Annotated in this window: 20 protein-coding genes; 18 read left to right on the top strand and 2 right to left on the bottom strand. The window is 52.6% G+C overall.

Annotation, left to right across the window (positions count from 1 at the left end; translation table 11 throughout):
* From araH to otsA, 3 genes are all read left to right on the top strand, one after another.
* Entirely contained in the window at positions 1–987 is a 987-nt protein-coding gene (gene araH / locus E1B03_RS16180; RefSeq protein WP_103771215.1) for an arabinose ABC transporter permease AraH, read from the top strand.
* 175 nt (positions 988–1,162) lie between these two features.
* Positions 1,163–1,966: a trehalose-phosphatase gene (gene otsB / locus E1B03_RS16175; protein WP_133086568.1), complete on the top strand. Its 804-nt coding sequence runs from the start codon at positions 1,163–1,165 to the stop codon at positions 1,964–1,966.
* A complete protein-coding gene (otsA, locus tag E1B03_RS16170; RefSeq protein WP_103771213.1) occupies positions 1,941–3,362 on the top strand; it encodes an alpha,alpha-trehalose-phosphate synthase in 1,422 nt (473 codons plus the stop codon). The genes otsB and otsA overlap by 26 nt, the downstream gene beginning before the upstream one ends.
* Before the next feature lie 17 nt (positions 3,363–3,379).
* On the opposite strand, the gene uspC is transcribed toward otsA, so the two are convergent.
* Positions 3,380–3,808, bottom strand: a complete 429-nt coding sequence (uspC, locus tag E1B03_RS16165) for a universal stress protein UspC (RefSeq protein WP_103771212.1) — start codon at positions 3,806–3,808, stop codon at positions 3,380–3,382.
* 794 nt (positions 3,809–4,602) lie between these two features.
* Here uspC and flhD point away from each other — a divergent pair.
* The 6 genes from flhD to cheW all read left to right on the top strand — a co-directional run bounded on the left by flhD (position 4,603) and on the right by cheW (position 10,040).
* The gene (flhD, locus tag E1B03_RS16155) at positions 4,603–4,944 is read left to right on the top strand and encodes a flagellar transcriptional regulator FlhD (RefSeq protein ID WP_165955326.1); all 342 of its coding nucleotides are present in this window, start codon (positions 4,603–4,605) and stop codon (positions 4,942–4,944) included.
* The gene (flhC, locus tag E1B03_RS16150) at positions 4,941–5,525 is read left to right on the top strand and encodes a flagellar transcriptional regulator FlhC (RefSeq protein WP_085951062.1); all 585 of its coding nucleotides are present in this window, start codon (positions 4,941–4,943) and stop codon (positions 5,523–5,525) included. Before flhD ends, flhC begins: the two co-directional genes overlap by 4 nt.
* A 124-nt stretch (positions 5,526–5,649) precedes the next feature.
* Positions 5,650–6,537, top strand: coding sequence for a flagellar motor stator protein MotA (gene motA / locus E1B03_RS16145; protein WP_016153442.1), 888 nt, complete (start codon positions 5,650–5,652; stop codon positions 6,535–6,537).
* Positions 6,534–7,463, top strand: a complete 930-nt coding sequence (gene motB / locus E1B03_RS16140; RefSeq protein WP_103771208.1) for a flagellar motor protein MotB — start codon at positions 6,534–6,536, stop codon at positions 7,461–7,463. The genes motA and motB overlap by 4 nt, the downstream gene beginning before the upstream one ends.
* A gap of 4 nt (positions 7,464–7,467) precedes the next feature.
* Positions 7,468–9,516, top strand: a complete 2,049-nt coding sequence (gene cheA / locus E1B03_RS16135; RefSeq protein ID WP_133086567.1) for a chemotaxis protein CheA — start codon at positions 7,468–7,470, stop codon at positions 9,514–9,516.
* 20 nt (positions 9,517–9,536) lie between these two features.
* Positions 9,537–10,040, top strand: a complete 504-nt coding sequence (gene cheW / locus E1B03_RS16130) for a chemotaxis protein CheW (RefSeq protein ID WP_003034638.1) — start codon at positions 9,537–9,539, stop codon at positions 10,038–10,040.
* Between the two features lie 78 nt (positions 10,041–10,118).
* Here the strand turns inward: cheW and E1B03_RS16125 are convergent, their stop codons facing one another.
* Positions 10,119–11,378 carry a dicarboxylate/amino acid:cation symporter gene (locus tag E1B03_RS16125; protein ID WP_133086566.1) on the bottom strand — a complete coding sequence of 420 codons (1,260 nt, stop codon included), beginning with the start codon at positions 11,376–11,378 and terminating at the stop codon, positions 10,119–10,121.
* Positions 11,379–11,783: 405 nt separating this feature from the next.
* Here E1B03_RS16125 and tar point away from each other — a divergent pair, with 405 nt between their 5' ends.
* From tar to flhE, 9 genes are all read left to right on the top strand, one after another.
* The gene (gene tar, locus E1B03_RS16120; protein WP_133086565.1) at positions 11,784–13,439 is read left to right on the top strand and encodes a methyl-accepting chemotaxis protein II; all 1,656 of its coding nucleotides are present in this window, start codon (positions 11,784–11,786) and stop codon (positions 13,437–13,439) included.
* Positions 13,440–13,482: 43 nt separating this feature from the next.
* The gene (gene tap, locus E1B03_RS16115; RefSeq protein WP_103771204.1) at positions 13,483–15,084 is read left to right on the top strand and encodes a methyl-accepting chemotaxis protein IV; all 1,602 of its coding nucleotides are present in this window, start codon (positions 13,483–13,485) and stop codon (positions 15,082–15,084) included.
* Between the two features lie 19 nt (positions 15,085–15,103).
* Positions 15,104–15,976 (top strand): protein-glutamate O-methyltransferase CheR, encoded by an 873-nt coding sequence (gene cheR / locus E1B03_RS16110; RefSeq protein WP_103771203.1) that lies wholly within the window; start codon positions 15,104–15,106, stop codon positions 15,974–15,976.
* Positions 15,973–17,022: a protein-glutamate methylesterase/protein-glutamine glutaminase gene (locus tag E1B03_RS16105; protein ID WP_038641470.1), complete on the top strand. Its 1,050-nt coding sequence runs from the start codon at positions 15,973–15,975 to the stop codon at positions 17,020–17,022. Before cheR ends, E1B03_RS16105 begins: the two co-directional genes overlap by 4 nt.
* Before the next feature lie 18 nt (positions 17,023–17,040).
* Positions 17,041–17,430, top strand: coding sequence for a chemotaxis response regulator CheY (gene cheY / locus E1B03_RS16100; RefSeq protein ID WP_016153434.1), 390 nt, complete (start codon positions 17,041–17,043; stop codon positions 17,428–17,430).
* A 13-nt stretch (positions 17,431–17,443) separates the two neighbouring features.
* Positions 17,444–18,088 (top strand): protein phosphatase CheZ, encoded by a 645-nt coding sequence (cheZ, locus tag E1B03_RS16095; RefSeq protein ID WP_003034659.1) that lies wholly within the window; start codon positions 17,444–17,446, stop codon positions 18,086–18,088.
* Positions 18,089–18,246: 158 nt separating this feature from the next.
* Positions 18,247–19,398 (top strand): flagellar biosynthesis protein FlhB, encoded by a 1,152-nt coding sequence (flhB, locus tag E1B03_RS16090; protein ID WP_103771202.1) that lies wholly within the window; start codon positions 18,247–18,249, stop codon positions 19,396–19,398.
* Complete coding sequence (gene flhA / locus E1B03_RS16085) at positions 19,391–21,469, top strand: flagellar biosynthesis protein FlhA (RefSeq protein ID WP_003034666.1); 2,079 nt, start codon at positions 19,391–19,393, stop codon at positions 21,467–21,469. The genes flhB and flhA overlap by 8 nt, the downstream gene beginning before the upstream one ends.
* Entirely contained in the window at positions 21,469–21,861 is a 393-nt protein-coding gene (flhE, locus tag E1B03_RS16080) for a flagellar protein FlhE (protein WP_103771201.1), read from the top strand. The genes flhA and flhE overlap by 1 nt, the downstream gene beginning before the upstream one ends.
* Positions 21,862–22,023 lie beyond the last annotated feature (162 nt).

Genomic DNA, 22,023 nt, shown 5'->3' with positions numbered 1-22,023 from the left:
ATGTCTTCCGTTTCAACATCGGGTTCTGGCGCGGCAAAGTCGGCGCTAAATCTTGGTCGCATTTGGGATCAGTACGGGATGCTGGTGGTCTTCGCCGTGCTGTTCCTGGTTTGTGCCATCTTCGTGCCAAACTTTGCTACCTTCATCAACATGAAAGGGCTGGGACTGGCGGTTTCGATGTCGGGTATGGTTGCCTGCGGGATGCTGTTTTGCCTGGCATCCGGTGACTTCGACCTGTCCGTTGCGTCCGTGATTGCCTGCGCCGGGGTCACGACTGCCGTGGTCATTAACATGACCGAAAGCCTGTGGATTGGCGTGGCTGCCGGGCTGTTGCTCGGTATCCTTTGTGGTCTGGTTAATGGGTTCGTGATTGCGCGGTTAAAAATTAACGCCCTGATCACCACGCTTGCGACGATGCAGATTGTACGTGGTCTGGCTTACATTATCTCTGACGGTAAGGCGGTTGGGATTGAAGACGAGCGTTTCTTTACTCTCGGCTACGCTAACTGGTTTGGTCTGCCAGCCCCTATCTGGATTACGGTCGTCTGTTTCATCGTCTTTGGCTTACTGCTGAATAAAACCACGTTTGGTCGTAATACGCTGGCCATTGGGGGGAATGAAGAGGCGGCACGCCTGGCAGGGGTACCGGTGGTTCGCACCAAGATTATTATCTTTATTTTGTCTGGACTGGTATCCGCCATTGCCGGGATTATCCTCGCATCGCGTATGACCAGCGGCCAGCCAATGACCTCAATCGGTTATGAGCTGATTGTGATTTCCGCGTGCGTGTTAGGGGGCGTTTCGCTTAAAGGCGGCATCGGAAAAATCTCATATGTGGTGGCCGGGGTATTGATCCTGGGGACGGTTGAGAATGCGATGAACCTGCTGAATATCTCTCCATTCGCTCAGTACGTCGTGCGTGGCCTCATCCTGCTGGCGGCGGTGATCTTCGACCGTTACAAGCAAAAAGCGAAGCGTACCGTTTGATGATTTTAGCCCCAACTTTTTAGTCTAGCTTTAGCTCATCGCCAGCCGCTACCCGGCTGGCGATTGTTTTTCCAAATGGCGAGCATGGTCACACTGTCTATACTTATATCCGTCATACATCATATATACGGCGCGATCCGCGCGGCGTACAGACCATGATGAGGAGGATAAACGGGTGACAGCATCACTGATCTTACCCCCTGAACAATCTGCAAGCTGTGCTTATTTTTTTGATCTCGATGGGACACTGGCTGAGATCAAACCTTATCCAGACCAGGTCGTTGTCCCTAAGACAATCCTGCAGTTATTACAACAGCTGGCGACGCGCAATGCGGGGGCGCTGGCATTGATTTCAGGGCGCTCAATGGCTGAGCTTGACGCGCTTACCTCTCCCATTCGTTTTCCGCTCGCCGGGGTGCATGGGGCAGAACGCCGTGATATCAATGGCCAAACCCATATAGTGCGCCTGGCAGCAGGTGTTGAGCGTGAAGCAGGAGAGCTATTACACAGCGCGTTGGCGACGATGCCAGGTACCACGCTTGAAGCAAAAGGTATGGCTTTCGCGCTGCACTACCGCCAGGCACCTGAACATGAGGCAGCGCTAATTAGCCTGGCTGAACACATCACGCACAGATGGCCGCAGTTGGCTTTGCAGCACGGAAAATGTGTCGTGGAGATAAAACCAAAGGGCACCAATAAAGGCGAAGCGATTGCCGCATTTATGCAGGAAGCGCCTTTTGCCGGCCGGATCCCCGTATTTTTCGGTGACGATCTGACGGATGAAACAGGGTTCGACGTGGTTAATCGCGCTGGGGGTATTTCCGTGAAGGTGGGGAGCGGGGCGACACAGGCCACATGGCGCCTGGATGGCGTTAAGGATGTTTGGCACTGGCTGGAGCAAATTAACTCTTCTCAGCAAGAATCGAAAGCAACGAATAACAGAAGAGGTGGCTATGAGTCGTTTAGTCGTAGTATCTAATCGTATCGCCTCACCAGATGATAAGGGGAGCGCAGGTGGGCTTGCCGTCGGCGTGTTGGGTGCGTTGAAGGCCGCTGGTGGCTTGTGGTTTGGCTGGAGTGGCGATACGGGTAATGAAGACAAACCCCTAAAAAAAATCACGCGGGGCAATATTACCTGGGCTTCGTTTAACTTGAGTGAACAGGACTACGAAGAGTATTACTGCCAGTTTTCTAATGCTGTTTTATGGCCTGCGTTTCACTATCGCCTCGATTTGGTACAGTTTCAGCGTCCTGCATGGGAAGGCTATCAACGGGTAAATGCTCTGCTGGTAGACAAACTGCTACCGTTGCTAAGCGATGACGACATCATCTGGGTTCATGATTACCATCTGCTGCCGTTTGCCAGCGAGCTGCGTAAACGCGGAGTGAATAATCGCATCGGTTTTTTCCTGCATATTCCCTTTCCCACGCCGGAAATTTTTAATGCGCTACCACCTCATCAGACACTGCTTGAGCAGATGTGCGATTTTGATTTGCTCGGTTTCCAGACCGAAAACGATCGTCAGGCTTTTTTAGATTCTCTAACAGCCCAGACTCAGGTGTCCGCTTCCGGCAATAAACATCACCGGGCATGGGGAAAAACGTTTTGCACCCAGGTATATCCCATCGGTATTGAGCCGGATGAGATCGCAAGGCAGGCTTCCGGACCCTTGCCACCTAAGCTGGCACAGTTAAAAGCTGAGCTTAAAAATGTGCAGAACATTTTCTCTGTAGAGCGTCTGGATTACTCCAAAGGCTTGCCGGAGCGTTTCCAGGCCTACGAGGCTCTACTGGAACATTATCCGCAGCATCACGGTAAAATTCGCTATACGCAGATAGCGCCAACGTCGCGTGAAGAGGTGCAAGCCTACCAGGATATTCGTCACCAACTGGAGACTGAAGCAGGGCGGATTAATGGCAAATATGGACAACTGGGTTGGACGCCGCTCTATTATCTGAACCAGTTCTTTGATCGTAAATTACTGATGAAAATCTTTCGCTACTCAGATGTTGGGTTGGTGACACCGCTGCGCGATGGTATGAACCTGGTGGCGAAAGAGTATGTGGCCGCACAGGATCCAGCTAACCCTGGCGTTCTGGTGTTATCACAATTTGCCGGGGCCGCGAATGAGCTGACTTCCGCGCTTATCGTTAACCCTTACGACCGGGATGAAGTGGCTGGCGCCTTAAATCAGGCGCTAACGATGCCGCTTGCTGAACGTAAATCCCGCCACGCTGAAATGCTCGAAACTATCATTAAAAATGATATCGACAACTGGCAGGCGAGGTTCATTTGCGATCTGGAAAAAGTCACCCCACGCCAGAGTAAACAGTCGTTGCCAGACAACGTAACTTCCTGCTCTAAGCTGGCGTGATTCTCAGAAAGCGAAGATCAATCTCCAGCCAGTGGAACCAACAGTACATCCACCTGGCTGGCTCCGACGACGCTTTTTGCTGAGCAGGAAGCGCGCGAAAAGAAGCTGTGGTTGTGGTTGCCATAAATAACCAGATCGACGGCGTGCTTGCGGCATACGTCCAGAATATGTTCATTCAGTGCCCCATAGGTAATAAAGGTATGCTCAATGGGGTACTGCGCTTCTTTGCTGAGCTTGTCGATAAAATCTTGCGTCTCTTCTTGCATCACTTCACGCAGGTCCTCCAGCATAGGTGCGGCAAACTGGTTATACAGTTCAGGATCTGAGACCAGGGTTATCAGACTAATACGGGCATTGACCGGACGAGCGATTGAAACCGCTTTGGCTAACAATTGCTGGCTTTCAGGGGTGGCAGCAACGGCAACAAGAATGTGTGTATAGCTCATAACTCGCTCCTTTTTTTCAAGAATTATGAGAGGATTTTCAGCATTACTCAGCTTGCTCCATACTGCAACCTTTCCTTCCCGGATAGTGTGAATGCCATCATGGTTATTCATTAATTATTCTTATAAATAGAATAATTGCTTCATATAACTTGTAAATACGTTCAGCTTCCTTAAGTAAAACTCACTGCTAATGAAAACAATGTGTTAATAAAAAATAAACATATTTTAACATTTGACTGATCGTCACTGCCTGGTATTAATTAATCACCCTTAATATTTAAGTCTTTGTTTACAAAGCATTTAATTAAAATGATGTTTTACATTAAATATGTGATCAAGCTCGCTATTTCACGCCGTGATATTAACGTTTGTGAACAAAATACTATTCGCTTTTATTGCAAGAATATTCGTGCGCCAGGAATTGAAATGGAGAATGTGGGGTTACAAAATAAGCAAAGTAAAAGCTGTGCTGATGGATTTATGTTAAGTGTTTAGCTAGTTTATGTGATCTGTGTCACATATTCTTCAAATTCGCAGCATAGCTACGTTGTATGTGTAACTGGTGGCGGGTAGAGTTGCGTCGAATTAGGAAAAATCTTAGACAATTGTAAGAATTGATGTGAGCTTGTAAGGGACGCGGCCTTCTGAAAAAGGGAATGTTTAGACAACGCGTAAGTGCCGTCACGCTGCTATGTATTTGACCTTTTGCTTTTTTTTTACCGGGCCTTCCCGGCGACATCACGGGGTGCGGTTACACCGCATGAAAACAATGTTGGTTATTATGGATGCAAATAATGCATACATCCGAGTTGCTGAAACACATCTATGACATCAATTTGTCATATTTATTGCTTGCACAACGGTTGATCGTTCAGGACAAAGCCTCTGCGATGTTTCGCCTTGGTATCAGCGAAGAGATGGCGGACACGTTGGCAACCTTAACACTTCCTCAAATGGTCAAACTGGCTGAAACAAACCAACTGGTATGTCATTTCCGTTTTGACGATCACCAGACCGTGACTCGCCTGACGCAAGACTCCCGCGTTGACGATCTTCAGCAAATTCATACCGGTATCATGCTTTCAACGCGACTGTTAAGCGACATCGAAGATGCAGCGCGCAAGAAAAGGGCTTGATGATGAGCGAAAAAAGCATTGTTCAGGAAGCGCGTGATATCCAGCTAGCGATGGAATTAATCACATTAGGCGCCCGTTTGCAAATGCTGGAAAGCGAAACGCAATTAAGCCGTGGCCGACTTATCAAGCTGTACAAAGAACTACGCGGCAGCCCTCCGCCAAAAGGGATGCTGCCTTTTTCCACTGACTGGTTTATGACGTGGGAACAAAATATTCATGCTTCGATGTTTTGCAACGCATGGCAATTCCTGCTTAAAACGGGTCTTTGTAGCGGCGTGGATGCCGTGATCAAAGCGTATCGTTTATACCTTGAGCAATGTCCGCAGCCGGAAGAAGGGCCATTACTGGCGTTAACCCGTGCATGGACGCTAGTGCGTTTTGTCGACAGCGGTTTGCTGGAATTGTCCCGATGCAATTGCTGCGGTGGGAATTTTATCACCCACGCACACCAACCCGCAGGCAGCTTTGCCTGCAGTTTATGCCAACCGCCATCGCGGGCCGTAAAAAGACGTAAACTTTCCCAGAATGCTGCCGATATTATTCCACAACTGCTGGATGAACAGATCGAACAGGCTGTTTAACTGATACGGTGTGGACAAACACTCCAGCAGCGGTAAGCAATTACCGCTGCTTTTTTTTGTCCTGACCTCGAGTTAACTGCCCGACTGCGCATCCTGTCATAGTCAATTGTGAAAGGATGATGTCGTGCTTATCTTATTAGGTTACCTGGTTGTTATTGGTACAGTTTTCGGCGGTTACATGATGACCGGCGGACACCTTGGGGCACTCTATCAACCGGCTGAGCTGGTGATTATCGGTGGCGCGGGTATTGGGGCATTCATCGTCGGCAATAACGGGAAAGCCATTAAGGGGACGATGAAAGCGATCCCGATGCTTTTTCGTCGTTCAAAATACACCAAAGCGATGTATATGGATCTGCTGGCGCTGCTGTATCGCCTGATGGCCAAGTCACGTCAGCAGGGCATGTTCTCGCTTGAACGCGACATCGAAAACCCCAAAGAGAGTGAAATCTTCGCCAGCTATCCGCGCATTCTTGCAGATGCCGTAATGCTTGATTTCATTGTCGATTATCTGCGTCTGATCATCAGCGGCAACATGAACACGTTTGAAATTGAAGCGCTGATGGACGAAGAGATTGAGACTCACGAAAGTGAAGCCGAAGTCCCGGCAAATAGCCTGGCGATGGTGGGGGATTCATTACCGGCGTTTGGGATCGTGGCGGCGGTCATGGGTGTGGTTCACGCTCTGGCTTCTGCCGATCGCCCTGCGGCTGAACTGGGTTCGCTGATTGCGCATGCGATGGTGGGGACATTCCTCGGTATTTTACTGGCCTATGGCTTTATTTCCCCGCTTGCCAGCGTCCTGCGCCAGAAAAGCGCTGAAACAACAAAAATGATGCAGTGCGTGAAGATAACTCTGCTTTCCAATCTGAATGGTTACGCGCCGCCAATTGCCGTTGAATTTGGTCGTAAGACTCTGTATTCCAGCGAACGTCCTTCGTTTATCGAACTGGAAGAGCATGTTCGTGCGGTGAGAAATCCAACTGCGCAGCAGACGACCGAGGACGCATGAAAAATCAGGCCCATCCCATTATCGTTGTAAAACGGCGCAAACATAAAGGTCACGGTGGCGGGGCACATGGCTCGTGGAAAATCGCCTATGCCGATTTTATGACCGCGATGATGGCCTTCTTTCTGGTGATGTGGCTCATTTCCATCTCCAGTCCTAAAGAATTGATCCAGATTGCCGAATATTTCCGTACGCCGTTGGCGACCGCGGTGACCGGGGGAAATCGCATTTCGAATAGCGAAAGTCCAATTCCAGGCGGTGGGGATGATTACACCCAGCACCAGGGAGAAGTGAACAAGCAACCGAATATCGATGATTTAAGAAAACGCATGGAACAAAGCCGGTTGAGCAAACTACGCGGCGATCTCGACCAACTGATTGAATCGGACCCCAAACTGCGAGCGCTGCGCCCACATTTGAAAATTGATTTAGTGCAGGAAGGATTGCGGATACAGATCATCGACAGCCAGAACCGTCCGATGTTTAAAACCGGTAGCGCTGAGGTTGAGCCGTATATGCGCGATATTCTGCGAGCCATCGCGCCGGTGCTTAACGGGATCCCTAACCGAATCAGCCTTTCCGGCCATACGGATGATTACCCTTACGCCAATGGTGAGAAAGGGTATAGCAACTGGGAGTTGTCTGCTGATCGTGCTAATGCGTCGCGTCGTGAGCTGGTTAGCGGCGGTCTGGATGATGGAAAAGTATTACGTGTGGTAGGTATGGCCGCCACGATGCGTCTGAGCGATCGCGGTCCCGAAGACGCTGTCAACCGCCGTATTAGCCTGCTGGTTCTCAATAAGCAGGCGGAAGAGGCCATTTTGCATGAAAACGCTGAAAGCCAGAATGAGCCGGTAAGTGTATTACAACAGCCAGCGGAACTCCCGCCGGCAAGCGTTCCCACATCGCCACCAGCCAATCCGAGGTGATAGCGTGAGCATGGATATTAGCGATTTTTATCAAACATTTTTTGATGAAGCTGACGAACTGTTGGCTGATATGGAGCAACACCTGCTTGATTTGGTTCCTGAAGCCCCGGATTCCGAACAGCTGAATGCGATTTTTCGTGCGGCGCACTCGATAAAAGGCGGGGCGGGCACCTTCGGCTTTACCATTTTGCAGGAAACGACCCATCTGATGGAAAACCTGCTGGATGAAGCGCGGCGTGGCGAGATGCAGCTCAATGCCGACATTATCAACCTGTTTTTGGAAACGAAAGATATTATGCAGGAACAGCTCGACGCCTATAAAAGCTCAGAGGAGCCTGATGCCGCCAGCTTTGAGTACATTTGCAATGCGTTACGTCAGTTAGCGCTCGAAGCGAAAGGTGGAACCGCACCGGCGGTGGTCAATACCGCAAAACTGAGCGTTGCTGACAGTGAAGCAATGCAGGAAGAGGCGGTTGCAAAGCCTGAACCCGTCAGTGAGGAGAGTAAGAAACGCATTATTCTCTCGCGCCTGAAAGCCAGTGAAGTCGATTTGCTGGAAGAGGAACTGGGGAATCTGGCGACCTTATCCGATGTAGTGAAAGGAAGCGACACGCTGTCAGCAACGCTTGATGGCAACCTCGCCGAAGATGACATCATTGCGGTGCTTTGCTTCGTGATTGAGGCTGACCAGATTGAATTCGAAACCGTCAGCGCAGCGCCTGTAACCGTTGAAACTGAAGCAGAAGCCGAAGCGGTAGCCGTTGTCGCGAAGCCGCAGCCGGTTGCCGTTGCGCCAGCGGTGAAAGCCGCCGCTAGTGAAGCGCCACACGCACGCGCGGAACGTGACAAACCCGCCCGCGCCAGCGAGTCGACCAGCATCCGCGTAGCGGTTGAGAAGGTCGATCAGCTCATTAACCTGGTCGGTGAGTTGGTGATCACCCAGTCTATGTTGGCACAACGTTCAAACGAACTGGATCCTGTTAATCACGGCGATCTCATCACCAGTATGGGTCAGTTACAACGTAACGCCCGCGACTTACAAGAGTCGGTGATGTCGATTCGTATGATGCCAATGGAGTATGTGTTCAGCCGTTTCCCTCGTCTGGTTCGCGATCTGGCCGGTAAGCTGGGTAAACAGGTCGAACTGACGCAGGTCGGTAGCTCAACCGAACTCGACAAGAGCCTGATTGAACGCATCATCGATCCGCTGACGCACCTGGTCCGTAACAGCCTTGATCACGGCATTGAACTGCCGGAAAAACGCATGGAAGCGGGGAAAAGTCCAGTCGGTAATCTGACGCTTTCCGCAGAGCATCAGGGCGGGAATATCTGTATTGAAGTTACCGATGATGGCGCTGGTCTGAACCGCGAACGCATCCTCGCAAAAGCGATTTCCCAGGGGATGGCAATCCACGAAAACATGAGCGATGACGAAGTGGGTATGCTGATCTTCGCGCCAGGTTTTTCGACCGCTGAACAGGTGACGGATGTCTCCGGACGCGGCGTAGGTATGGATGTGGTGAAGCGAAATATCCAGGAGATGGGTGGCCATGTTGAGATCCAGTCCAGACAGGGACAGGGGACGACTATTCGAATTCTGCTACCGCTGACGCTGGCGATCCTCGACGGGATGTCGGTGCGCGTGGCGGATGAAGTCTTTATTCTGCCGCTGAATGCCGTTATGGAATCACTGCAACCGCGTGAAGAAGATCTCCATCCGCTGGCCGGAGGAGAGCGCGTTCTGGAAGTGCGCGGCGAGTATTTACCGCTGGTTGAATTGTGGAAAGTCTTCGAAGTTGAAGGTGCAAAAACCGAAGCGACTCAAGGAATTGTGGTGATTTTGCAAAGTGCAGGGCGTCGCTACGCGCTGCTGGTCGATCAGCTAATAGGCCAACACCAGGTGGTAGTCAAAAACCTGGAAAGCAACTACCGCAAAGTGCCAGGTATTTCTGCAGCAACGATCCTCGGCGACGGCAGCGTCGCGCTGATTGTCGATGTCTCTGCTTTGCAGGGATTAAACCGCGAACAACGTGTGGCGATCACAGCCGCCTGATTGAGTGAGAAGGGAATAATATGACCGGTATGAGTAATGTAACTAAACTGGCCGGCGAACCGTCAGGTCAGGAATTCCTCGTGTTTACGCTGGGGGATGAAGAGTACGGTATCGATATCCTGAAGGTGCAGGAAATCCGTGGCTATGATCAGGTGACGCGCATTGCTAACACGCCTGCGTTTATCAAAGGCGTTACGAACCTGCGCGGTGTGATTGTGCCGATTGTTGACCTGCGCGTGAAGTTTAGCCAGAGCGATGTGGATTACAACGAAAACACCGTGGTGATTGTGCTGAACCTGGGTCAGCGCGTAGTCGGGATTGTAGTGGATGGCGTATCAGATGTGCTGTCGCTGACGACGGATCAAATCCGTCCGGCGCCGGAATTTGCGGTTACGCTGTCAACGGAATACCTGACGGGGCTGGGGGCGCTGGGTGACCGGATGCTGATTCTGGTCAACATTGAGAAGCTGTTGAACAGCGAAGAAATGGCGTTGTTGGATATTGCCGCTTCCCACGTTGCATAATCTTTAAACATGTTATCCGGCCTACAATGATTGCTGTTGTAGGCCGGATAAGCATAGCGTATCCAGCTGATTTCCCGTTTACGCCTCCCGCTCAACCAGCTCCGCTTCTTCTTCCAGCAAACCTTCATCCTGTGCCAGCATCGCCGTTGCAATCCCATTCCCTAATACGTTGATTGCAGAACGTCCCATATCCAGGAAGTGATCAATACCCATCAGTAACAGGATCCCGGCGACCGGAATATTAAAGCTTGGGATGGTTGCTGCCAGCACCACCAGCGCGGAACGTGGCACACCGGCGATCCCTTTGGACGCCAGCATCAGCGTCAGCATCAGGACGGTGATTTCTGCAAAGGAGAGGTGAATGTTATAGGCCTGTGCGATAAACACAGAGGCAAATGAACAGTAGACCATCGAGCCGACCAGGTTAAACGAATAACCGATAGGCAGCACGAAAGACACGATGTTCGGCGAGCAACCAAATTTGGTTAATTGCTCCAACGTTTTCGGATAAGCGGCTTCGGAGCTGCTGGTGGTGAACGCGACCAGAACCGGGTCTTTCAGCATGCTCACCAGGCGAAATACCTCTTTTTTCAGCATCACATAACCCACCGCCAGCAAAACCAGGCAGGTCAGCAAAATAGCCACATAGTAGCCGCCGATGAACGATGCATAGTTGAGCAGGATCCCCAGACCCTGGGTAGAGATAACCGAGGAAATGGCGGCAAAAATAGCCAGCGGCGCTACGTACATCACGTAGCCAGTGACCTTCAGCATAATGTGGGAGACCACATCCAGCGCGGCAACCAGCGGGGCGTTGAATTTCTCGCCCAGCGATGCACCACCAATACCGAAGAACATTGAGAACACCACAATTTGCAGGATCTCATTGTTGGCCATTGCCTCGGCGATGCTGGTTGGGATGGTATGCGTCAGAAAACCCTTCAGGCTCATACCACCTACGGCCAGGCCGGTATCAGTGGCCTCCAGCGGGATTGCCAGGTTCAGCCCGCTGCCGGGTTGCTCAAGAGAAACCACAAACAGACCGACCAGAATAGACAGAATGGAAGAGCTGATAAACCAGATCATCGCTTTCCCGCCTACGCGCCCGATGGTGGAGGTTTCTCCCAGGCGCATAATACCAACGGTCAGGGTGCTGAATACTAAAGGCGCGATCACCATTTTAATCAGGCGTAAAAAGATGTCGGTGAGAAGCGTAATATTATCGGCCCAGGCGGTTACAACGCCGGGGGAGGCATAAGAGTGGATCACCGCACCCGACAGGATCCCCGCCAGCATGAAGATCACGATAAACAACGTGAGTTTGTTTGCATTTGCCACTAAAAAGCCCTCAGTAAGGATTTAACATTTATTGATCGGTTACTCATTTTTTATACTTATTAAGTGGTAACGAAATATTCATCATATAAATTGAATTAAAGCGCCAGCCGATACAACTTTTTTTAATTTTTTATTCATTTTGTTGTGGTATTTACGCCGTATATGTGTGATCTCAATCACATAAAACGGCGTATTCAGCCAATCTGACCGCGCACACCGATGATGGCTGATGTTATTTACATGATAATTATGGTGTTTTTATGTGAATGATTTGTGGTTGCCGTACACCCGTTTTGCCGCCTTCCCGCCAGGCTTCACGCCCCTTCAGGATTTCCTTTTCGCAAACGTAAAGTTATCTCAGCGACTGCCGATAACGTTGATAACTCGTTTTCAGGAAGGTGCCTTATGTTTAACCGTATCCGCGTTGTCACAATGCTGATGATGGTGCTGGGGGTTTTCGCACTGCTACAGCTTGTTTCCGGTGGTCTGTTGTTTTCTTCATTGCAGCAGAATCAGCAAAGTTTTGTTATTTCTAACGATCTACGACAGCAGCAAAGTGAACTCACCTCAACATGGGATCTGATGCTGCAAACTCGAATCAATTTAAGCCGTTCGTCTGCGCGCATGATGATGGACGCGTCTAACCAGCAAAGCAGCGCGAAAAACGATCTGCTGAAGAATGCGAAAGCATCGCTGGCGCAGGCTGAAACGCATTACGCAAAATTTAAAAACATCACCCCATTGCCGGAGATGGCAGAGGCCAGCGGCAACGTTGAGGAGAAATATCAGCAGTACCATGTAGCCTTAGCAGAACTGGTTCAGTTTCTGGAAAATGGCAATATGGACGCCTATTTCGCGCAACCTACTCAGGGAATGCAAAACGCGCTCGGCGAGGCGCTGGGCAAATACGCCAGCGTAAGCGAAAAGCTGTACGTTCAGGCATTTGATCAAAGCGCGCGGGATTACCATTTCGCCCAATGGCAGCTTGGCGTGCTGGCCGTCGTGCTGGTACTGATTCTGGTGGTGGTGTGGTACGGCATCCGTCATACCCTGCTTAATCCTCTGGCTCGGGTCATTGCCCATATTCGCGAAATCGCCAGCGGTAACCTGACCGCCACCCTGGCCGTTAGTGGCCGTAACGAAATCGGCGAGCTGGCCAGTACGGTTGATCATATGCAGCGCTCGCTGACGGAAACCGTCACCCTGGTGCGTGAGGGCTCCGATGCGATTTATTCCGGTACCAGCGAAATTGCCAGCGGGAATACCGACCTTTCATCACGTACTGAACAGCAGGCGTCTGCGCTGGAAGAGACCGCAGCCAGCATGGAACAGCTGACCGCAACCGTGAAGCAAAATGCCGACAACGCACGTCAGGCTTCGCAACTGGCGAAAAGCGCCTCGGACACCGCACAACATGGCGGCAAAGTGGTTGATAGCGTGGTGAATACCATGCACGAAATCGCTGATAGCTCGAAGAAAATCGCCGACATCATCAGCGTCATCGATGGCATTGCCTTTCAGACCAACATTCTCGCCCTGAACGCGGCGGTTGAAGCGGCACGTGCCGGTGAGCAAGGCCGTGGTTTTGCCGTGGTTGCGGGCGAAGTGCGTAATCTGGCAAGCCGCAGTGCGCAGGCGGCGAAAGAGATTAAAGCCTTGATTGAGGATTCTGTTTCCCGAGTGGATACCGGCTCCGTACTGGTAGAAAGCGCAGGCGAAACCATGAACGACATCGTCAATGCCGTGACGCGGGTGACCGACATTATGGGCGAGATTGCCTCGGCCTCCGACGAGCAAAGCCGGGGGATTGATCAGGTTGCGCTCGCGGTCTCCGAAATGGATCGCGTTACGCAGCAGAACGCCTCGTTAGTACAGGAGTCGGCTGCCGCTGCCGCTGCTCTGGAAGAACAGGCCAGCCGCCTGACGCAGTCGGTGTCGACTTTCCGTCTGGCGTCACGTCCGGCGTCGACAAAACCACGCGATACACGATTACCTGCCGCGCCGAGCGCATCCAATCCGCGCCAGAATATTGAACAAGATACAAATTGGGAAACATTTTGACTGGTAGTTAAACCGCGGCCAGTGCCGCCCGATGGGAGCGTTGATGTTTAATCGTATTCGAATTTCGACCACGCTGTTTTTGATTTTAATCCTCTGCGGTGTTTTGCAGATTGGCAGTAATGGCTTGTCCTTCTGGGCATTTCGGGACGGTTTTCAGAACCTGAATCAGGTCGAACGGAGTAATCAGCAACGCGCTGCGCTGGCCCAAACCCGCGCTGTGTTATTACAGGCCAGTACGGCCCTTAATAAGGCAGGGACGCTGACCGCCCTGAGCTATCCGCCAGAGGACATCAAAACGCTGATGACCCTCGCGCGCGATAGCCTGGCGCAGTCTGAAATGATGTTTAAACGTTTTTTGGCGACGTCGGATACCACGGAACAAGGCAAGGCGCTGTTTGGCGCAACCGAGAAAAATTTCAACCAGTGGCACAGCGCGCTCGAGCATCAGGCCACCTGGCTTGAAAATAATCAGTTGTCAGATTTTCTGACCGCGCCGGTGCAGGCGGCTCAAGATGCTTTTGATGCGAATGTGAATGCGTGGCAGAACAACATCGACAGCGTGTTGCAAACGGCAGGCGAGCAGAGCCAGCGAAATTACCATATGTCAGGGGTGATTTTCGCCACCATGGTGGTACTGGCGGCACTGCTCACCAGCGGCGCGCTGTACTGGTCGCGCAAGATGATTGTTCAGCCGCTGGCGATCGTGGGCAGTCATTTCGACAGCATTGCCGCAGGTAATCTGGCCAGGCCTGTAGCGGTTTACGGGCGCAATGAGATCTCGGCAATTTTTGCCAGTCTGAAGAAGATGCAGCAGGCGCTGCGTGAAACGGTAAGCGAAGTACGCCAGAGCAGTTCAGCCATGCATAGTGGCATTTCAGAAATCGCGATGGGCAATAACGATTTATCTTCGCGAACTGAACAGCAGGCGGCCGCGCTGGCGCAAACGGCAGCCAGCATGGAACAACTGACCGCTACCGTCGGGCAGAATGCGGATAACGCGCGCCAGGCGTCAGGCATTGCCAAAAGTGCGGCAGACACCGCGCATAAAGGCGGTGAACAGACGTCACGGGTTGCCAGCACCATGCATGAGATTTCCGCCAGCTCGCAGAAAATTGGCGACATCATCGGCGTGATTGACAGTATTGCCTTCCAGACCAATATCCTGGCGCTGAATGCCGCGGTAGAGGCCGCCCGCGCGGGAGAACAGGGGCGCGGTTTTGCCGTTGTCGCGGGTGAAGTACGCAATCTGGCAAGCCGTAGCGCACAGGCGGCGAAAGAAATTAAAGGACTCATTGAGGAGTCCGTCACTCGGGTACATCAGGGATCGCAACTGGTTGATATGGCTGCGCGCACGATGACTGAAATTGTCAGCTCGGTTACCCGGGTTAACGACATCATGGGCGAGATTGCCTCTGCTTCTGATGAACAGCGCAGGGGGATCGAGCAGGTGGCACAGGCCGTCAGCCAGATGGACTCAGTGACGCAGCAAAACGCCGGGCTGGTGGAAGAAGCCGCATCCGCCACCGGACAACTCGCCACGCAGGCCGATAATCTTTCCGCCTGTGTCGCATTTTTTAAGCTTGAAGAACAAACAGTAGCAAAACAAGAGTTGGCGCAGCCGCAGGTTGTGCCCGTTGTATCCTGAATGTGATTGAGAAGGCGCTATGACATCATCTCTGCCCACCGGGCAAACGTCATTATTGTTACAGATGACACAGCGCCTCGCGCTGTCTGACGCGCATTTTCGTCGGATATGTCAATTAATCTACCAGCGTGCGGGGATCGTACTGGCCGACCATAAGCGGGACATGGTTTATAACCGCCTGGTCCGCCGTCTGCGAACCCTGGGGCTGGATGACTTTGGTCGCTATCTCAGCATGCTGGAAGCTAACCAGAACAGTGCTGAGTGGCAGGCTTTTATTAACTCCCTGACCACCAACCTGACCGCGTTTTTTCGCGAAGGACATCATTTTCCGGTGCTGTCGGATCATGCTCGTCGGCGCAGCGGTGAATACCGGGTCTGGAGCGCGGCGGCGTCAACCGGAGAAGAGCCGTACAGCATTGCGATTACCCTCGCCGATACCTTGGGTATGGCACCGGGCCGCTGGCGTGTTTTTGCCAGCGACATTGATACCGAAGTACTGGAAAAGGCCAGAAGCGGCATTTACCGTCTCGATGAGCTAAAGACGCTGTCACCCCAGCAGCTGCAGCGATATTTCATGCGCGGCACCGGTCCGCATGAAGGGCTGGTACGTGTTCGGCAGGAACTGGCGGGGCATGTTGAATTTTCCAGCGTCAATTTACTCGACAAGCAGTACAACGTGCCAGGACCGTTCGACGCCATATTTTGCCGTAACGTGATGATCTATTTCGATAAAACGACGCAGCAGGACATTTTGCATCGTTTTGTTCCTCTTCTTAAACCAGATGGGCTGCTGTTTGCAGGTCATTCAGAAAACTTTAGCAACCTCGTGCGCGAGTTTAGCCTGCGTGGACAGACCGTGTATGCGCATGCGCCAGGTAAGGATAAAGCATGAGTAAAATCAGGGTGTTGTCGGTTGATGATTCTGCATTGATGCGTCAAATCATGACCGAGATTATTAACAGCCACAGTGATATGGAAATGGTGGCGACGGCGCCAGATCCGTTGGTCGCCCGGGATTTAATCAAAAAATACAATCCCGACGTTCTGACGCTGGATGTGGAAATGCCGCGTATGGACGGCCTCGACTTTCTTGAAAAGTTGATGCGCTTGCGTCCGATGCCGGTCGTTATGGTTTCTTCACTGACCGGTAAAGGTTCAGAGGTCACGCTGCGAGCGCTGGAGTTGGGGGCGATTGATTTTGTCACCAAACCACAACTGGGGATCCGTGAAGGGATGCTGGCCTACAGCGAAATGATCGCGGAGAAGATTCGCACCGCATCGCGAGCAAAACTGGCAGCCCATAAACCCATGGCAGCACCGACGACCTTGAAAGCGGGGCCGTTACTCAGTTCGGAAAAACTGCTGGTGATTGGCGCGTCAACCGGAGGAACAGAAGCAATTCGCCATGTACTCCAGCCATTGCCGCTTTCAAGTCCCGGTATTCTGATTACCCAGCATATGCCGCCAGGCTTTACCCGCTCGTTCGCGGAACGTCTGAACAAACTGTGTCAGATAACCGTGAAAGAGGCAGAAGACGGGGAGCGTGTGCTTCCAGGACATGCGTATATCGCCCCTGGCGACAAGCATATGGAACTGGCGCGCAGCGGGGCGAACTACCAGATCAAAATTCATGATGGTCCGCCGGTTAACCGGCATCGGCCTTCAGTCGATGTGCTGTTCCATTCGGTGGCAAAACACGCGGGGCGTAATGCCGTGGGAGTGATCCTGACAGGTATGGGCAACGATGGTGCCGCCGGAATGTTAGCAATGAACCAGGCAGGTGCCTGGACCATTGCGCAAAACGAAGCAAGTTGTGTGGTGTTCGGCATGCCGCGCGAGGCCATCAATATGGGTGGCGTAAGCGAAGTGGTCGATCTTAGCCAGGTAAGCCAGCAAATGTTGGCGAAAATCAGTGCCGGACAGGCAATACGTATTTGAATCAGGAGTTTATTTTTTATGGCGGATAAAGAGCTTAAGTTTTTGGTTGTGGATGACTTTTCCACCATGCGTCGCATCGTGCGTAACCTGCTCAAAGAGCTGGGTTTCAACAATGTTGAAGAAGCTGAAGACGGCGTGGACGCGCTGAATAAGCTGCAGGCTGGGGGATTTGGTTTTGTCATTTCCGACTGGAACATGCCGAATATGGATGGCCTGGAACTGCTAAAAACCATTCGTGCAGATGGCGGGATGTCTGCGTTGCCGGTGCTGATGGTGACGGCGGAAGCGAAGAAAGAGAACATTATTGCGGCAGCACAGGCAGGCGCCAGTGGTTATGTCGTGAAGCCATTCACAGCGGCGACGCTGGAAGAGAAACTCAATAAAATCTTTGAGAAACTGGGCATGTGAGGGTGTGATAATGATGATGCAACCACAAATTAAACCTGCTGACGAACACTCAGCAGGGGACATCATCGCGCGCATCGGCAGTTTGACCCGAATGCTGCGCGACAGTCTGCGTGAACTGGGGCTGGATCAGGCCATTGCCGAAGCGGCAGAAGCCATTCCAGATGCCCGCGATCGTCTCGATTACGTTGTGCAGATGACTGCACAGGCAGCGGAGCGCGCGCTGAACAGCGTGGAGGCTTCGCAGCCGCATCAGGACGCAATGGAAAAAGGGGCCAAAGACCTGACTAAACGCTGGGACGAATGGTTCGAAAATCCGATCGAGCTGTCCGACGCCCGTGAACTGGTTACCGATACCCGTCAGTTCCTTGGCGATGTGCCAGGACATACCAGCTTTACTAACGCTCAACTGCTGGACATCATGATGGCGCAGGATTTCCAGGACCTCACCGGTCAGGTCATCAAGCGCATGATGGATGTTATCCAGGAGATTGAACGCCAACTGCTGATGGTTCTGCTGGAAAACATTCCGGAACAGGGCGCACGTCCAAAACGTGAAAACGAAAGCTTGCTGAACGGCCCGCAGGTTGACGCCTCGAAAGCCGGCGTGGTGGCAAGTCAGGATCAGGTTGACGACCTGCTGGACAGCCTCGGTTTCTGATCGGTATTTGCCGGATGTGGGGCGTGCGCCTCTCATCCGGCTTACGCGCAATTCTGCTTAAAGCCATAAATCCCGTCTTTTTTACCGCTTACTCTTCCCATTGCTGGATGGCCGTTCTGGCATCATTCTCGCCTATATCTCTATCCAGGGTCTGATGCGTGGCAGAAGAAAGCGACGACGACAAAACAGAAGCCCCCACACCCCACCGACTTGAAAAAGCAAGGGAAGAAGGGCAGATCCCCCGATCCAAAGAGCTGACCTCACTGCTTATTTTGCTGGTGGGCGTGTGCATTATCTGGATTGGCGGGGAGTCGCTTGCCCGCAGGCTGGCCGGCATGCTGTCTGCCGGACTACGTTTTGACCACAGTATGGTCAACGACCCTAACCTGATCCTCAGCCAAATCATTCTGCTGATTAAAGACGCGATGATTGCGCTGTTACCGTTGATTACCGGCGTCGTTCTGGTGGCATTAATCTCCCCGGTGATGCTCGGCGGCTTGATCTTCAGCGGTAAATCTCTGCAGCCCAAGTTCTCTAAGCTGAATCCGCTGCCGGGTATTAAACGCATGTTTTCAGCGCAAACCGGGGCTGAACTGCTGAAAGCGATACTGAAGTCCACGCTGGTAGGCAGCGTAGCCGGGTTTTATCTCTGGCATAACTGGCCGGCGATGATGCGGCTGATGGCAGAATCTCCGATTACGGCGATGGGCAACGCCCTGGATTTAGTCGGCATGTGCGCGCTGTTGGTGGTACTGGGCGTTATTCCGATGGTGGGGTTCGACGTCTTTTTCCAGATTTACAGCCATCTGAAAAAGCTGCGTATGTCACGCCAGGATATCCGGGACGAATTTAAGCAAAGCGAAGGCGACCCGCACGTTAAGGGCAAAATACGCCAAATGCAGCGCGCGGCCGCTCAGCGTCGCATGATGGCGGATGTGCCGAAAGCGGACGTGATTGTTACCAACCCCACGCACTATTCGGTGGCGTTGAAGTATGACGAGAACAAAATGAGCGCGCCGAAAGTTGTCGCTAAAGGCGCGGGACTGGTGGCGCTGCGCATTCGTGAGATTGGCGCCGAGCATCGTGTCCCTACATTAGAAGCGCCGCCGCTGGCGCGTGCGCTATATCGCCATGCTGAGATTGGTCAGCAAATACCGGGTCAATTATATGCTGCCGTTGCTGAAGTACTGGCATGGGTATGGCAGCTAAAACGCTGGCGTCTCGCCGGCGGCAAGCGTCCACCACAACCTGAAAACCTTCCGGTGCCTGAAGCACTGGATTTCATGAACGAGAAGAATACTGATGGCTAATCTGGTCGCGATGCTGCGTCTGCCCAGCAACCTGAAATCCACGCAATGGCAAATTCTTGCCGGACCGATCCTCATCCTGCTGATCCTGTCGATGATGGTGTTGCCGCTGCCGGCTTTCGTCCTCGATTTGCTGTTTACGTTTAACATTGCGCTGTCGATCATGGTGCTGTTGGTGGCCATGTTCACCCAGCGTACGCTGGAGTTTGCCGCATTCCCGACGATTTTGCTGTTTACCACATTATTGCGCCTCGCCCTGAACGTCGCATCGACGCGTATTATTTTAATGGAAGGACATACCGGCGCGGCGGCGGCGGGGAAGGTGGTTGAAGCCTTTGGTCACTTCCTGGTGGGCGGTAACTTTGCTATCGGTATCGTGGTCTTCGTTATTCTCGTCATCATTAACTTTATGGTAATTACCAAAGGTGCAGGGCGTATCGCTGAGGTTGGCGCGCGCTTCGTGCTGGACGGTATGCCCGGCAAGCAGATGGCGATTGATGCGGATTTGAATGCCGGTCTGATTGGCGAAGATGAAGCTAAAAAACGGCGCTCGGAAGTGACGCAGGAAGCGGATTTCTACGGCTCTATGGACGGTGCGAGTAAATTCGTACGTGGAGATGCCATTGCCGGTATTTTGATTATGGTTATCAACGTGGTTGGCGGCCTGTTAGTTGGGGTGTTGCAGCATGGTATGAGCATGGGCAGCGCTGCGGAAAGTTACACCCTACTGACCATCGGTGACGGGCTGGTGGCACAAATTCCTGCGCTGGTAATCTCTACCGCGGCGGGGGTTATCGTGACCCGCGTGAGTACCGACCAGGACGTAGGCGAACAGATGGTGACCCAACTGTTCAGCAATCCCAGCGTTATGCTGCTCAGCGCGGCGGTGCTTGGGCTTTTGGGTCTGGTTCCGGGCATGCCGAACCTGGTGTTTCTGATGTTTACCGCCGCGTTACTGGGCCTGGCATGGTGGATGCGCGGTCGTGAGCAAAAAGCGCCGGATGAACCGCAACCGGTGAAAATGCCGGAAAACAACTCCGTGGTGGAAGCAACGTGGAACGACGTACAGCTTGAAGATTCCCTGGGAATGGAGGTGGGTTATCGCCTGATCCCGATGGTGGACTTTCAGCAGGATGGCGAGTTGCTGGGGCGAATTCGCAGTATTCGTAAGAAATTTGCCCAGGACATGGGCTTCCTGCCGCCGGTGGTACACATCCGCGACAATATGGATCTGCAGCCGGCCCGCTACCGCATTTTGATGAAAGGGGTGGAAATTGGCAGCGGTGATGCCTATCCGGGACGCTGGCTGGCCATTAACCCGGGTACCGCCGCCGGGTCGCTGCCGGGCGAGAAAACGGTCGATCCGGCTTTCGGTCTGGATGCTATCTGGATTGAAAGTGCATTGAAGGAGCAGGCACAAATTCAGGGCTTTACGGTAGTTGAAGCGAGTACCGTTGTCGCGACGCATCTTAACCACCTGATTGGGCAGTTCGCCGCTGAGCTGTTTGGTCGTCAGGAGGCGCAACAGTTACTTGACCGCGTCTCGCAGGAGATGCCGAAGCTGACGGAAGATCTGGTGCCGGGCGTTGTGACGCTCACCACGCTGCATAAAGTGCTGCAGAACTTACTGGACGAGAAAGTACCGATTCGCGATATGCGCACCATTCTTGAAACGCTGGCTGAACATGCGCCGCTGCAAAACGATCCGCATGAACTGACTGCGGTGGTCCGTGTTGCGTTGGGACGTGCCATCACCCAGCAGTGGTTCCCGGGTAATGAAGAAGTTCAGGTTATCGGCCTTGATACTCCACTCGAGCGTTTGCTGCTGCAAGCGCTGCAGGGGGGCGGTGGTCTGGAGCCAGGACTGGCAGACCGACTGCTGGCCCAGACTCAGGAAGCGCTGTCCCGTCAAGAGATGTTGGGCGCGCCGCCGGTCTTGCTGGTCAATCACGCGTTGCGTCCGTTACTGGCACGCTTTTTACGTCGCAGCATACCGCAGCTGGTGGTGTTATCGAACATGGAGCTTTCCGATAACCGCCATATTCGCATGACGGCGACTATTGGAGGCAAATAATGCGTAAGTTACTGTGGTTGTTGTTTTTTCCTCTGGCAGCGCAGGCTGCCGGAGAAGGAGCCTGGCAGGCAAGCGGTATGGGGATCACCTTAAATCACCGCGGTCAGTCAGCCTCGTCAGCACCTCTGGTCCCCAGCCAGCCGGTGTCGGGGTTGATGACGCTGGTAGCCTGGCGCTATGAGCTTAATGGTCCAACGCCCGCGGGTTTACGGGTGCGTTTATGTTCTCAGTCCCGCTGTGTCGAGCTGGATGGGCAGAGTGGAACCACGAACGGATTCAATAACGTTCCCGCCATCGAACCAATGCATTTTGTCTGGGAGGTACCCGGCGGCGGTCGCCTGATCCCCGCTTTACAAGTTCAGAGCAATCAGGTGATTGTGAACTATCGTTAACGCCTTCCTTCATTCAGGCCAGCAGCGGAAACTGCTGGCTGCCTCGCAATTTTAGCCCGCCTCTTTGATTAAATAGAAACGCCGTTTTATAAAATAGGTGACATACGTTGCCGGACTCTTTGTATTGTTGCCATTTTGCTAATTCCCCTGGCAGAAATAGAA

The sequence above is a fragment of the Citrobacter arsenatis genome (assembly GCF_004353845.1).
Lineage (GTDB): Bacteria > Pseudomonadota > Gammaproteobacteria > Enterobacterales > Enterobacteriaceae > Citrobacter > Citrobacter arsenatis.
Note: the sequence above shows the minus strand (reverse complement) of the source record. Positions and strands in the feature narration are given on the sequence as shown.